The 13,142-nt window shown below is 56.9% G+C and carries 11 protein-coding genes and 1 tRNA gene; 6 read left to right on the top strand and 6 right to left on the bottom strand.

Annotation, left to right across the window (positions count from 1 at the left end):
* The first annotated feature begins 31 nt into the window (after window positions 1-31).
* The 4 genes from HEQ60_RS02950 (at window position 32) to HEQ60_RS02965 (ending at window position 5,562) form a co-directional block, all read left to right on the top strand.
* The gene (locus HEQ60_RS02950) at window positions 32-886 is read left to right on the top strand and encodes an outer membrane protein assembly factor BamD (protein ID WP_168069344.1); all 855 of its coding nucleotides are present in this window, start codon (window positions 32-34) and stop codon (window positions 884-886) included.
* Window positions 887-933: 47 nt separating this feature from the next.
* Window positions 934-2,607 (top strand): DNA repair protein RecN, encoded by a 1,674-nt coding sequence (gene recN, locus HEQ60_RS02955; protein WP_168069346.1) that lies wholly within the window; start codon window positions 934-936, stop codon window positions 2,605-2,607.
* A 14-nt stretch (window positions 2,608-2,621) separates the two neighbouring features.
* Window positions 2,622-4,724 carry an NAD-dependent DNA ligase LigA gene (gene ligA, locus HEQ60_RS02960; protein ID WP_168069348.1) on the top strand — a complete coding sequence of 701 codons (2,103 nt, stop codon included), beginning with the start codon at window positions 2,622-2,624 and terminating at the stop codon, window positions 4,722-4,724.
* Window positions 4,725-4,824: 100 nt separating this feature from the next.
* The gene (locus HEQ60_RS02965) at window positions 4,825-5,562 is read left to right on the top strand and encodes a DUF599 domain-containing protein (RefSeq protein ID WP_168069350.1); all 738 of its coding nucleotides are present in this window, start codon (window positions 4,825-4,827) and stop codon (window positions 5,560-5,562) included.
* 50 nt (window positions 5,563-5,612) lie between these two features.
* Here the strand turns inward: HEQ60_RS02965 and HEQ60_RS10770 are convergent, their stop codons facing one another.
* The 3 genes from HEQ60_RS10770 to HEQ60_RS02975 all read right to left on the bottom strand — a co-directional run bounded on the left by HEQ60_RS10770 (window position 5,613) and on the right by HEQ60_RS02975 (window position 6,759).
* Window positions 5,613-5,738 carry a hypothetical protein gene (locus HEQ60_RS10770; protein ID WP_280842038.1) on the bottom strand — a complete coding sequence of 42 codons (126 nt, stop codon included), beginning with the start codon at window positions 5,736-5,738 and terminating at the stop codon, window positions 5,613-5,615.
* A gap of 247 nt (window positions 5,739-5,985) precedes the next feature.
* Entirely contained in the window at window positions 5,986-6,438 is a 453-nt protein-coding gene (locus HEQ60_RS02970) for a hypothetical protein (RefSeq protein ID WP_168069352.1), read from the bottom strand.
* Window positions 6,439-6,682: 244 nt separating this feature from the next.
* Window positions 6,683-6,759 (bottom strand) — tRNA-Met (locus tag HEQ60_RS02975).
* 158 nt (window positions 6,760-6,917) lie between these two features.
* Between HEQ60_RS02975 and HEQ60_RS02980 the strand changes: the two genes are divergently transcribed.
* Together HEQ60_RS02980 and HEQ60_RS02985 are read left to right on the top strand one after the other, a co-directional pair.
* Window positions 6,918-8,129, top strand: coding sequence for an O-antigen ligase family protein (locus HEQ60_RS02980; RefSeq protein WP_168069354.1), 1,212 nt, complete (start codon window positions 6,918-6,920; stop codon window positions 8,127-8,129).
* Between the two features lie 39 nt (window positions 8,130-8,168).
* Entirely contained in the window at window positions 8,169-9,104 is a 936-nt protein-coding gene (locus tag HEQ60_RS02985; protein ID WP_168069356.1) for a 2-hydroxyacid dehydrogenase, read from the top strand.
* A gap of 3 nt (window positions 9,105-9,107) precedes the next feature.
* On the opposite strand, the gene HEQ60_RS02990 is transcribed toward HEQ60_RS02985, so the two are convergent.
* From HEQ60_RS02990 to HEQ60_RS03000, 3 genes are all read right to left on the bottom strand, one after another.
* Window positions 9,108-9,926, bottom strand: a complete 819-nt coding sequence (locus tag HEQ60_RS02990; protein WP_168069358.1) for a hypothetical protein — start codon at window positions 9,924-9,926, stop codon at window positions 9,108-9,110.
* 262 nt (window positions 9,927-10,188) lie between these two features.
* A complete protein-coding gene (locus HEQ60_RS02995; RefSeq protein WP_168069360.1) occupies window positions 10,189-12,123 on the bottom strand; it encodes a M10 family metallopeptidase C-terminal domain-containing protein in 1,935 nt (644 codons plus the stop codon).
* Between the two features lie 144 nt (window positions 12,124-12,267).
* On the bottom strand, window positions 12,268-13,125 hold the full coding sequence (locus HEQ60_RS03000) for a hypothetical protein (protein ID WP_168069362.1): 858 nt from the start codon (window positions 13,123-13,125) through the stop codon (window positions 12,268-12,270).
* Between the last annotated feature and the right edge of the window lie 17 nt (window positions 13,126-13,142).

Consider the following 13,142-nt stretch of genomic DNA (forward strand, 5'->3'; position numbering starts at 1 on the left):
ACCTTCAAGACAGGGTGAACCGGATTATACCATGCTTCTGCTGCCCAACCCGCAGACACTCCGTTATCTTCTCCGCCACATGGCCACCGTCTCTGTGGTTGCGCTGCTTGCCGCCTGCGCCGGAGACAAGGACCAGGAATACGTGGAACGCCCGGTCGGCGAGCTTTATGGCAAGGCGATCGAGGAACTCAACGACCGCAACTACGTTGAAGCCGCCCGGGCTTTTGATGAAGTGGAGCGTCAGCACCCGTATTCGACGTGGGCTACAAAGGCCCAGTTGATGTCAGCCTATGCGTATTACGAAGATGCAAAGTACGATGATGCCATCATTGCCTTGGACCGCTTCATCCAGCTGCATCCCGGCAATGTCGATACGCCATACGCCTATTACCTGAAGTCCCTGTGCTATTACGAACAGATTAGCGATGTCGGTCGTGACCAGAAAATGACTGATATGGCCCGCTCTGCCCTGGAAGATGTCGTCAACCGTTTCCCCGGCACATCCTATGCCCGGGATGCGCGCCTGAAACTGGATCTGACCCTGGATCACCTGGCCGGCAAGGAAATGGAGGTCGGGCGCTGGTATCTGCGGCATCAGAAATACCTGGCCGCCATAAACCGGTTTCTGGTTGTCATCAACCAGTATGATCGGACATCCCATGCCCCGGAAGCCCTGTACCGCCTGACCGAATCCTATACGGTGCTTGGCCTGAAGGATGAAGCCAAAAAGACAGCCGCTGTGCTGGGGCACAACTATCCTGGCAGTGACTGGTACGACGACGCCTATGACCTGGTCGAGCGTGGCGAGACAAATCCCGAGGCCAACAACGCAGCCCTCGAGGAAGGCAGTGAAGGCTGGTGGGACAGCATCACCAACATCTTCTGAGAACGGCGGCCCCTGTCTCCGTATGAACACAAGGAGAGCATCCTCTCATGCTTGTACGGCTGTCCATTCGTGACGTTGTTCTGATCGAACGTCTTGACCTGACGTTCGGAGCTGGCCTTGGCGTGCTGACCGGTGAAACCGGGGCAGGCAAGTCAATCCTGCTGGACAGCCTGGGGCTGGCGCTGGGGGAACGGGGTGACAGCGCATTGGTCCGTAATGGAAGCGATCAGCTGTCAGTCACGGCCGCGTTCGACCTTCCCGCTGCCCATCCCGCCCTGCTTCTGGCCCGTGAACAAGGGCTGGACAGCCCGGACGGTGAGGAGCTGGTCCTGCGTCGCACCGTGTCACGGGACGGTCGGTCCCGGGCCTTTGTCAACGACCAGTCCGCCAGCATCGGCCTGTTGCGCCAGCTCGGACGGGCCCTGACGGAAATCCACGGCCAATTCGATGCCCATGGCCTTCTGGATCCGTCAACCCACCGGGGTGCGCTTGATGAATGGGCGGGCACAGGCCAAGCCCGCCGGATATGCCAGCAGGCTTGGCAAAGCTGGAACACAGCCCGCACCAACCGCCTCCGGATACAGGAAGGGCTGGACGCCGCCCGACGGGAAGAGGATATCCTGCGCCACCACGCGGAGGAACTGGCTGCCGTTGCCCCCAAGGCCGATGAAGAAAACAGCCTGGCCGAACAACGACAGTTGTTGATGAACCGCGAGAAGCTGGCAGAAGGTCTGGAAACAGCCTTGCGGTCCCTTGCGGCGGGTGGAAGCGGGGTCGATGCCCTCTTGCGGTCTGTCTCACGGCAACTGGAACGCTTGGCCCCCATGGCCGGGGAGGTCTTTCACCCCGTTATCGAATGCCTGGACCGGGCCGCTCTCGAAACGACTGAGGCCCACGCGACGCTTGAGCGGATCAGCAGCGCCCTGGATCTGGATCCCGGACAGCTGGAATATCTGGAAGACAGGCTGTTCACACTGCGCAGCCTAGCACGCAAGCACCATTGCCGGGTTGATGATCTGCCTGCTGTGCTGGAATCTCTGCATCAGAAGTTGCGTGCCCTTGATGACGGGGGGGCTGATGTGGCGCAATGGGAGGCTGAAGAACGGCGTGCACGCGAGGCGTACCAGCATGCCGCACAAACCCTGTCGAACGTGCGTGTCAAGGCCGCCGGACAGCTGGACAAGAAGGTTGCCGCAGAACTCCCCCCGCTGAAACTGGATCGTGCCCGCTTTGTGACGCGGGTTGAGGAACTGCCCGAAAACCGCTGGGGGCCGGACGGAACGGATCTTGTCACCTTTGAAGTGGCGACCAATCCAGGGGCAACTCCTGGTCCGATCGGGCGCATTGCCTCCGGGGGTGAACTGTCACGCTTCATGCTGGCCCTGAAGGTTGTTCTGGCCCGTTCGTCCACCATCCCCACGCTTGTGTTTGACGAGGTGGATACCGGTATCGGCGGTGCCACCGCGGCCGCTGTAGGGGAACGACTGGCCCGGCTGGCGGCCGATGTCCAAGTTCTGGTTGTCACCCATTCCCCCCAGGTCGCCGCACAGGGAACCCACCACTGGCGTGTGGTCAAGACAGTCCGGGGCGGAAAGACAACAACCGGGGTCGAACTTCTTGACGAAACAGCACGGCGCGAGGAAATTGCCCGCATGTTGGCTGGCGAAACCATAACCGAACAGGCACGTGCCGCCGCCGACAGCCTGATGCATTCCATCTGATCCGGACCGTGTGGATGAAAGAAATTGCTGCCCTTTCCCGACAGGAAGCTGTCGCGGAGATCGAAGCCCTGTCGGTCGAACTGCAACGACACGACACCCTGTATCACCGCGATGACGCCCCGGTTATCAGTGATGCGGATTATGACGCCCTGAAACGGCGCCTTCTGGCTTTGGAAGAACAGTTTCCCGATCTGCGCCGTCCCGACAGCCCGTCGCTGCGGGTCGGGGCTCCGGCTGCAACCGGCTTTGGCAAGGTGCGGCACAAAGTCCCCATGCTGTCTCTCGACAATGCTTTTGATGCAGAGGAAACCGCCGAGTTCGTGGCCCGGGCCCGCCGCTTCCTGTCCCTGCCTGAAGACACCGTCCTGGATATCCTGGCCGAGCCCAAGATCGATGGGCTGAGTTTCTCTGCGCGTTACGAAGATGGTGTTTTCGTTCGTGCCGCAACCCGCGGCGACGGACAGGAAGGAGAGGACATCACAGCCAACCTTGCAACCGTTGCTGACCTGCCGGCACGGCTGAAGACATCCACCCCGCCCCGCATTCTTGAGGTCAGGGGCGAAGTGTACATGCGCCGCGATGATTTTGCGGCACTCAACAGCCGGCATAGTGCGCGTGGTGGCAAGGTCTTTGCCAATCCCCGCAATGCAGCCGCCGGGTCCCTGCGTCAGCTGGATGCCAAGATCACGGCATCGCGCCCGCTACGCCTGTTCTGCTATGCGTGGGGAGAGCTTGACAGTTTCACGCCGGAAACCCACAAGGGCTGGCTGGACCAGCTTCAGGCCTGGGGGCTGCCTGTCAATCCGGAACACCGCCTGTGCCAAACGCTGGGGGATGTAGAACGCTTCGCAGCCGATATCTACGCACGGCGGGCCGATCTTCCCTATGACATCGATGGGCTGGTGCTGAAAGTCAACGACGTCGCACTACAGAAACGGCTGGGCTTTGTTGCCCGTGCACCCCGGTGGGCCATTGCCCGCAAGTTTCCTTCGGAACAGGCGCAGACACGGCTGCGGTCCATTGAAATACAGGTCGGACGGACCGGGGTTCTGACGCCGGTTGCTCATCTGGAGCCTGTCACGGTTGGCGGCGTGGTTGTCAGCCGGGCGACCCTGCACAACGAAGACGAAATCCGCCGGCTGGATGTGCGCGTCGGCGACCTGGTCACCCTGCAGAGAGCTGGTGACGTGATCCCCCAGATCCTCGGGGTTATAACCGGGCAACGCCCTGCAAACAGCACCCCGTTTGTGTTTCCCCATACATGCCCGGAATGCGGGGCTACCGCGACCCGCGAAGACGGCACCGTCGCCTGGCGCTGTACAGGCGGCCTGACCTGCCCGACCCAGGCAACCGAGCGCCTGAAACACTTTGTTTCCCGCAATGCCTTTGATATCGAGGGGCTGGGCGGGAAGCACATCGAGGCATTCTTTGCCGATGCCCTGATCCGCACACCGCAGGATATTTTCACTCTGGAAGCACGCGACAAGGCAAGCCTGTCCAAACTGAAGAACCGCAACGGCTGGGGCCCGGCCAGTGCCGAGAGACTGTTTGATTCCATCAATGCCCGCCGCACCATTACCCTGGACCGTTTCCTGTTTGCCCTTGGCATCCCACAGGTTGGACAGGCCACCGCCCGCCTTCTGGCCCGTCACTATGGATCTTTGGGCAATCTGCTGGATACCCTGGACGCAATCCCCGAACCGGATGAAGACGTTCGCCTCAGCGAGGCATGGCTCACCCTGACCGGTATTGGAACCATTGGCCCAGCCGTTGCTCAGGAACTTCTGGCTTTTGCGCGGGAACCCCACAACCGCGATGTGCTGCGGGCCCTGCAGGCTGAAATTACCATTTCGCCTGTCGAGGAACCGGATACAACCCACTCCGCGATTGCCGGCAAGACTATCGTTTTCACAGGAACCCTGACCCGGATGGGACGGGCCGAAGCCAAGGCCAAGGCCTTGGCACTGGGGGCAAAGGTCGCAGGATCGGTGTCATCAAAGACTGATCTGGTTGTTGCCGGGCCAGGGGCGGGATCAAAACTGAAGCAGGCCGAGGCGCTGGGGGTCACCGTCATGGATGAGGACAGCTTTTTTGACCTTGTTTCCAACATGACCTGATGCCACACGAGACGATCGTTTCCCTGCTCTCTGGCCCGGGCAACGGAAACCTGCCAGAATTCACCTGCTTTCCCTGTCCCTGCTTGCGGATTATGCCCTGATGAATGCCTCGCCCCTTCCCTGGATGACACTGGCCGACTGGCTTGGTCTGGCCAGCTTCTTTGCCTTATGGACAGGTTATACAATCTTTGCCGATATCAGCCCGGCACGGCATCGATCGATTGCAACCTTGATGGCCAGCAGACGGCGGGCTTGGTTCATGGAAGCCACGCGACGGGATTTGCGCATTGTTGATGCCAATATTCTGGGCAACCTGCTGCAGGGCGTCAGCTTCTTCTCCTCCACCACGATCTTTGTTATCGGGGGCTTGATGGCCATGCTGGGGGTTACAGAAACCGTGGCCCATGCCATCGGGCGCCTTCCGTTTGCCGAAAATGGAAGCATCGATGCCTTGGAAAGCAAGATCTGCTTTCTTCTCGCCATTTTTGTATACGCATTTTTCAAGTTCAGCTGGGCATTTCGGCTTGCCAACTACTGCTCCATTACAGTAGGTGCACTGGGCCCGGCAGCGGATGCTGACAGTGAACGCTCCCGCTGTATTGCAGAAACGGCTGCGGTCCTGTCCTCGCGCTCGGGACATCACTTCAATCGTGGCCTGCGGGCTTACTTTTTCGCACTGGGAGCGTTGGGTTGGATGGTCAACCCCTTCCTTCTGACGGCCGTAACCGCCGGGGTTGTCGTAACCCTGTACCGTCGGGAGTTTCACTCCCTGGCCCTGCAATCCCTGTCGCACCTGAACGCGATCGATCCGGCACCTCCGACAAGGCCCGGCCAATAATCACGCCGCAGCCCCAGGGTGGGTGATATTCCCGCCCCGGAACGCGTACATCAATGACGGGAAGAACGGTGTCCGCTACGCACCTTTGCTTCAACCACAGCACGGTGGCGCAGGGCGGCAGCAGCCAGAACAGCGATACACAGAGAAGCCCCAAAGATGGCTATAAATGATGTCATAGGCCCTGCCCCCGTCCTGAATAATGACGATGACTCTATAGTGAGGAGACCCGCACGGGGCCGCAAGGGAGCCGTAGGAACCATAGGCTCTTTTTTCCGGACGGGAATATTCATAAAGCCCTTGATTGTATCTACAGACACAAGAAACCTCATGGCTGCTGGCCAGGGCCCCGGCTTTCACAGACCTTGGGCACGGCACGCAAACAACATTGCACGCAGAGCTACCGGATACCCTTACCGCACCGGATTACCCCGAACGGCGAATCCACCCTGCCGGGCAACACGAGGGAGGAACCTCCTCTCCTGGAAAAAAGTCTTCCACGCGCTGTAGTTCTCCAATCCCAATAATAAACGCCCACACTCCCCCCAAAGCCAAGGCGATGAAAGACGCAAAACCGGAGCCGATTGCCCAACGTCTGCAAGAATCACCACGCTCAAAGAATTCACCCGTATAAGCTGATTGCGAAATATAGGACAGAAATCCACAGAGCAGTGAAAGAGTGAACCCAGCAGAAAAACAAATCAGGGGTCCGGAGTACAGCCTGAGCGTAGCCCCACTCTTGAAGGTAACAAGCGCAGCAATTGCCGCCAAATTCCCTGTAATCAGCCCATGAATAATCGTTACACCATAGTGGACTGTGGCACCCAAGCTGGCAGCGGCCAGCGCAATTCGCTCTTGCTTATCGTACACGCCGCTCATCTGTTAGCGCCCCCCTGAACACACAAAGAAAATGCCTCTATTAGGGATAATGGAAAAAGAATAAACAATCTTTGATAATCATTGACATCAGACAGGGATGTGAAAATTTCCGATAAATATAAGTATGTTATGTTGATATAATGGAGCGAACCGATGCTCTTCACTACTCAAACGGCAGTTGGTCCTTATTTCGCAATAAAAAAGACCTCAGCACATCGTAATATGTGAAGAGGTCTTCTGAATTTGGTAGCGGAGGAGGGATTTGAACCCCCGACCCCAGGATTATGATTCCCGTGCTCTAACCAGCTGAGCTACTCCGCCATCGCGCTGGGAGCGCTGTGTTTATCTGTTCTCCCATTTTGTGTCAAGCTGGATCTTCAACAATATATTCACCACCGCACAATCACGGATCATGGACAAATGGCGGCCAAAACAGCATGGTTTGGTCGCCTTGTTGTTTATACCGGATCCTTGCCACAATGCCTGCCCGCTGCCTTCTGCTGATACCGCTAGCCCCTTCTATAGGATTTATTGCCCCGAAAGGCCTGTGGATTCTGCTGATGCTGACAGCACTGTGGGGTTTGTGGCACATGCGCCCCTCGATCAGGGAACTGTGGTCATATAACCCTTGGCTCTGGTCGCTCTTCCTTACCGGGCTGGCACTTTCCCCCCTGTCCCTGATACCGGGCCACAGCGCTGTCGTCGCCCTGCGTCTTTTGCTGCTGACCCTGTGCGGCACCGTGATCGCCATGGCAATGATGAAACTGGACACACGCCAGCGCGGCACACTCGCGCTGGTAACATTGGGGATGGCAACAGGGATCGGTGCCCTGGCTCTGCTGGATATGCAGACAGCCGGCATGCTGAGCATCCCATGGCGCAAAGCGGTACATATCGATGCCTTGGTTGTGGGTGTTCCCTACAGCCGTGGGGCAGCTTTTCTGGCACTGCTTCTGCTCCCTTGCGCATTTGCCAGCTGGCAGGGGGGATGGCGGTACAGCAGCATAACCATCACATTCCTCGCACTCGCTGTTCTCAGCCAACACTCCAGTGAAACAGCCATAGGGGCTGTTCTTCTGGGTGGAACCGCGGCAGCAATGATCCGCGTCCTGCCTGCCTTATGGCGGTTGGTGCCTGCTGTTCTGGCAAGCGGCCTGCTGCTCATGCCCCTTCTGGCCCCATCCCAGAACAGCCCAGCCTATTGTTTCTTCGTTGAACAGGTACCATCCATGGCCCACCGCATGATGATCTGGACGTTCACAACAGGGAAAATCCAAGAACAGCCACTCATCGGATATGGCTTGGAGGCAGAGCGCGTCATCGAAGGGGGAAATAACACCATAGCCATGACCCGGTGTCATGATGGGGCAACGCTTGGCCATCTTGAAGCCATGCCACTGCACCCGCACAATGGTCCTCTTCATATCTGGCTTGATCTGGGACTTTTCGGGGCCGTTCTGGCTGCGGCAGCACTTTTCTTTGCCCTGCACCGCATTCCCCCTGGAACGCCACGGGTAGCGGCCACAGGTGGAGCCGTTACCGCCTTTGTCATTGCATCGCTGGGCTATGGGCTATGGCAAACGTGGTTTGTGTGCGCCCTGTGGATTGCCCTGTTGTTCCTGATCCCCTTGCAACAGGAAAACCGCACGGCCCCGGAAGAAGGGAATCTTGATACAGCTGCGGCATCATGAGACCCTTTCGGGGGGAAATTTGGGGGTGGGCCTGTCTGAATGTCAACGGTTCTGGTTGCAACACCGTCCAACGCCGCACTGTGGGCAGACCTGCTGCAACGGGCCTGCCCCGGAAGAACCATCTCCTGCTATGACAAGACAGCCCCGCTTGCCCGGTCAACCGATGACCTGATCCTCTGGAAGCCAGATAAAGACCTTTTTGACAATGTTGTGGTGAGACGCTCCATCTTTTGTCTTGGAGCCGGCGTAGACGCCATTCTGGCGCTCCCCAACCTGCCCCGCACCGTTGACCTTTTCCGCCTGGTTGATACCGGCATGGCACCACAGATGGCAGCATGGTGCAGTTACGCCGTGCTTCACTTCTTCCGTGACATGGATGCCTATCAGGACAGCCAAAGGGAAAAGAGGTGGCACCCGTTGCCATACCGGGCACCCGCAGACTTTCCGGTTGGCATTCTGGGGGCCGGTACATTGGGAACAGCGGTTGCCCTAGCCCTGTCCGGGTTTGGCATCCCCGTGACCGGCTGGCGTCGCACTGCCTCCGGACAGGTAACCGATTTTCCCTGTGTGTATGGCCCGGAAGGACTGCACACCCTTCTTGCCAGCAGTATGGCCGTCATTTGCTTGCTGCCCCTGACACCAAAAACCCGAAGCCTGATCGATGCCGGCTTCCTGGAACGCATGCGCCAAGGTTCCGTCTTGATCAACGCATCACGCGGGGATCTGGTCGTGGAAAAGGATCTGCTCAACGCGCTGGAACAAGGACATCTGCGCGGTGCTTTTCTGGATGTAACCGCACCTGAACCACCGCCCCTTGATTCACCCCTGTGGCATCACCCCGGCATCCGGCTGACACCGCACAGCGCAGCTGCAACCATACCCGAAACGGCTGTCGCGCAAATAGCCGCTGCACTGGAACAGCTTGACCGGGGTGAGCGGCCAGCCGGGTACGTTGATCCCGATCAGGGATACTGACGATCAGCGGAACACGACCCTGTCGTGGCTCAGCCACAGTATAGCCCCACTGTCAGTTCTCACCTGATGATACAGCGCACCTGCTTTACGCATCCCGGGATCAGACACAAGCACATGCCGGGAATCAAGTGGACCGCTGACAATGGTTCTGGGGTGCAGAATGCGGCACCCTGGGCCAGTGACAACCCGACTGGCTTCTGCATGCTGATGCATGCCCAATGCGGCATGATAACGGCGCAGAAGCTCGGGGCTGATACAGGCATACCCCTGCTGGCGAACCATCCCCTGTCCGGACTCCAACACAGGCGATGACGAAAGCCCCGCATCAATAAGGGTGGCAAGAGCACGTACAGGCGCCGCATCATCCCCGTCACCAGCCCGATAATAGTTTGCCAATGTCAGAAGATCACGGGGAACAAAGCCAAGCGACTGGTATACACGTGACCCGTTGCCATCGCCCAAACGGTCCAGGCGTTGTTTCCACTCGCTGAAACGGCAGCATGCATCAAAACCAACCCGGTGAAATTCCGGATCATGCCGGAATGTCTGCAGCTCGCCGTACAGCGCCTTCAATGCAGCACCATGATCTGCTTCTATCGGTGAATCCGGAAACCCCGTACGGCCAGTACTCGCAGATGCAGACGTATCATGATCAAAATACCGGGGGAGAAACAGCGCGCACAGGATAACAAGGCATGCAAACAGGGAGGTCCGGACAACACGTCGTCGTACTGTCGGACCAAAGCGTACGCACGACCGCATCGCCGCACAGGCCATGGCAACAAACAGAATAAGGGACAGGACAAACGTGATTTCCTGCATGGTTTCCACCTTGTCCGGAAGCACAACGCTGACAAGTCCGGATTGCAGGATACATTGTCCTCCCTATACTAGGATTCAGGACAGAGAAGAACAAAACTCCGGCAAAACACATACGACTAAAATCGTACAAAGAGCACGTAATAAGCCATACACGTTGCATGCTGACATATGACCATCCGGAAAGATAGTCTTTACAAAAAGTCCCCGGGATTTCCCCGGGGACATAACCATTTCTTACACGACAGCCAGGTCAGAATTGCATTTATGCAAACTCTGGAGCCGGAATAGCAAACAAACCACCGGTTATCAACGTATAGTCTGTCACGTCAGATGGCATAAGGTGCACAATTCCCATCATGGTGATGGCCATTTCATGCGTCTGGACATCACCATCCACATCCCCGTACAGGATCAATCCACTTCCATCCTGTGCACGCTGATACCAGAGGGAATGGGCTGTCGGCGTCTGCCCGGAGAAACCGAACAGCTGCTCTCCCGGCTGCAGGATGTTGGCATCAATATTCATCAAACAGACACGGTCACCATCCGCGCGGCTGAAATCAACAATGATGTCGCCGAATGTCTCGTCCAGGGACCAATACTGGAACGCATCCGATGACTCTCCACCGGTCAGGGTATCGGCTCCCTGCCCACCTGTCAGATAGTCAATGCCATCTCCGCCCTTCAGGCGATCGTTCCCGTCTCCTCCCACCAAGGTATCGGAACCATCCCGCCCGACAAGAAGGTCATCACCACCGCGACCATGAATCCTGTCATCCTCCGAACCACCAAACAGCAGATTGGCATTGTCTGTGCCCAGAACGACATTGCTCACGCCATCTTTGCCGACAAATGTACTGATGCCTGCAAAATCAGGCGTCTCCAGATCTGCATGTATTGTACCGTTCTGAGAAGACAAGAATGTCAGAGCCGAATCAAGCATATCAGCCCCAAGCCCGGATGAAGAGGCATTACGCACACGGACAGCCTCCTGCAGAATCGCCGCAGGAGGTAACAATGCTGGCAAAACATCTGGCTGGCCCAAGTCTGCAGGGGGCACCGTGTCTCCGGGCAACAAAACATCTTTGCGCACCACGTTATCGACACCATTCAGCCGGACCTGAAGCTCATGTGTTGATGCATCGCCATCCCCGTCAACAGACAGCAGAAGATCACCCCCATCACGAGTAAACCAGGCTGAATACGGAGTTGCCACCTCGCCTGCAAAGTCAAGCCGTGGCGCCAACCCGGAAAGATCAATGCGATCACCCTCCTCACGATTGAAATCACGGACGGTATCTCCAGGTACGGGGTCAATCGCTGAAAAAACAAACAGATCGGCACCGGGGCCACCAATCAAAATGTCTGCACCGATCCCACCATCCAGAACATCATCACCAAAGCCACCCGAGAGAGCATCATCACCAAAGCCACCACGCAGCACATTCGGCCCCGCATCGCCAAGCAAAACATCGTTACCCATGCCCCCGGTCACATTCTCGACATTGCGTATGATATCGCCCGGCACACCACCAATCCAGACTGCGCTGCTGTCATGGCCATGCAACTCAACCCACAAAGACGGGAACTGCCCTTTGTAAAGAACCGTATCTCTACCCTCTCCTCCATCCAAAATCCGGTTCCCGCCCAGACCAGCGAGGACATCGTCCCCTGGTCCGCCATACACGCGACTGTTCCCGGATGCGACCAAACGGTTATCGGCAGCATCTCCGATCACAGTACCTAATACAGGAGACATCAATGTAATATTTTTGACATCCTCCATACCAGACACCGTCAAGTCGACAACCAGTTCAGGGCCGCCAACAGCCGGCTGCATGTGCATCACACGACCGCTCTGACGAACGACAAGATCAGAGCCAGGATCTTTCTCTGGCTGTAGGAACTCAATGCTACACAAGCCATTTACGCCTTCCTGGATCACGTCGCGAACTTGGCCCAGAACGCGCCCGGCCTCACGGCCGAAATCCGGAATCTCCACCTTCTTGATCGCGTCAACGCTATCTTGGATCACATCACTAACCTGATCCAGAACGCGCCCGGCCTCACGGCCGACATCCGGAATCTCCACCTTCTTGATCGCGTCAACGCTATCCTGGATCACATCGACAATATGATCCAAGGCATCCCGACGAGCTTCTTTGTCTTTGAAAAATCGAGACCATTTGATCTTCATGGCAGATTCCTTCCTGCACCTTGATAACTATGAATCATAAGTGCGCTTTTTTCTCCATAAATATCAACCTTAGATATTTTCTTCTCTATACAAACAATCTTTAATAAATCGGCGAAACCACCGTAGAACCAAAAGCCACGGATACTACACAAGATCGGCCAGAAGCCCTTGGTCGAAGGAGAGAGGAGACATGCCCTGCAAGAAAATATTAATTTCACAGCTGTTGAAATCTCCATCAACATCACCCTCCAGCCAGAGTGGCTTGCCGGCACCACTGACCGTATACCACAAGGCATGGGGCGCAGGTTTCTCACCGGAAAGAACGAAGGGCTGCTCACCGGGCCTGTCCTTATCTGCATCACCCAGCAAGGCGATCTTCAACTCCATAGAGACACGCGTTTTCTCGGCTACAGAGCGATCAAGGGGTACGCCGTGCCCCTCGAATGCGTTCGATGCAAAGACATACATGCCCGCTTTCTGATGATCCGCCAGCGCAGAGAGAAGCGTAACGGACTCAGAAGACATTGCTTCGGCATGGCTGTAGAAGCAAGCTGAACCATAATGATCAACGATCAGAAAAAGGGGGGACGAAACCGTTTCCGGCATTTCGATAAACCCCTGAACCTCTGGTCCGGACTCCGGATCTTTCAAAGGGTAAAAAATATCATTCATGAACAGGTTGACTTCCTGGGTCTCCACATTCCCGTCCGTATCCCCCCTGAGGGCGATAATCCCGTTTGATTCATCCAGCCACAGGGACCAGGGAAAAGAATCAGAGCCACTGAAAAATAACCCCTCCCCCGTACCAGAAAGATGGAAGACCTGACCGTCATCAGTATGAAAGTCTGTTACGATATCGTCGCCGTCATACCCCTCTGTCACATAAGACAGCTGGTCCGGTACAGACGTATGCAGCGTAAGATCCAGCATGGTGTCGGCAAAGCCCTCAATATCCATCGGGCCTGCGGCATGAACAAACGAGCGTTGTACATCATATGTCACGATATTCCCCCCTTCAT

The sequence above is a fragment of the Haematospirillum sp. H1815 genome (assembly GCF_012102705.1).
Classification (GTDB): domain Bacteria; phylum Pseudomonadota; class Alphaproteobacteria; order Rhodospirillales; family Rhodospirillaceae; genus Haematospirillum.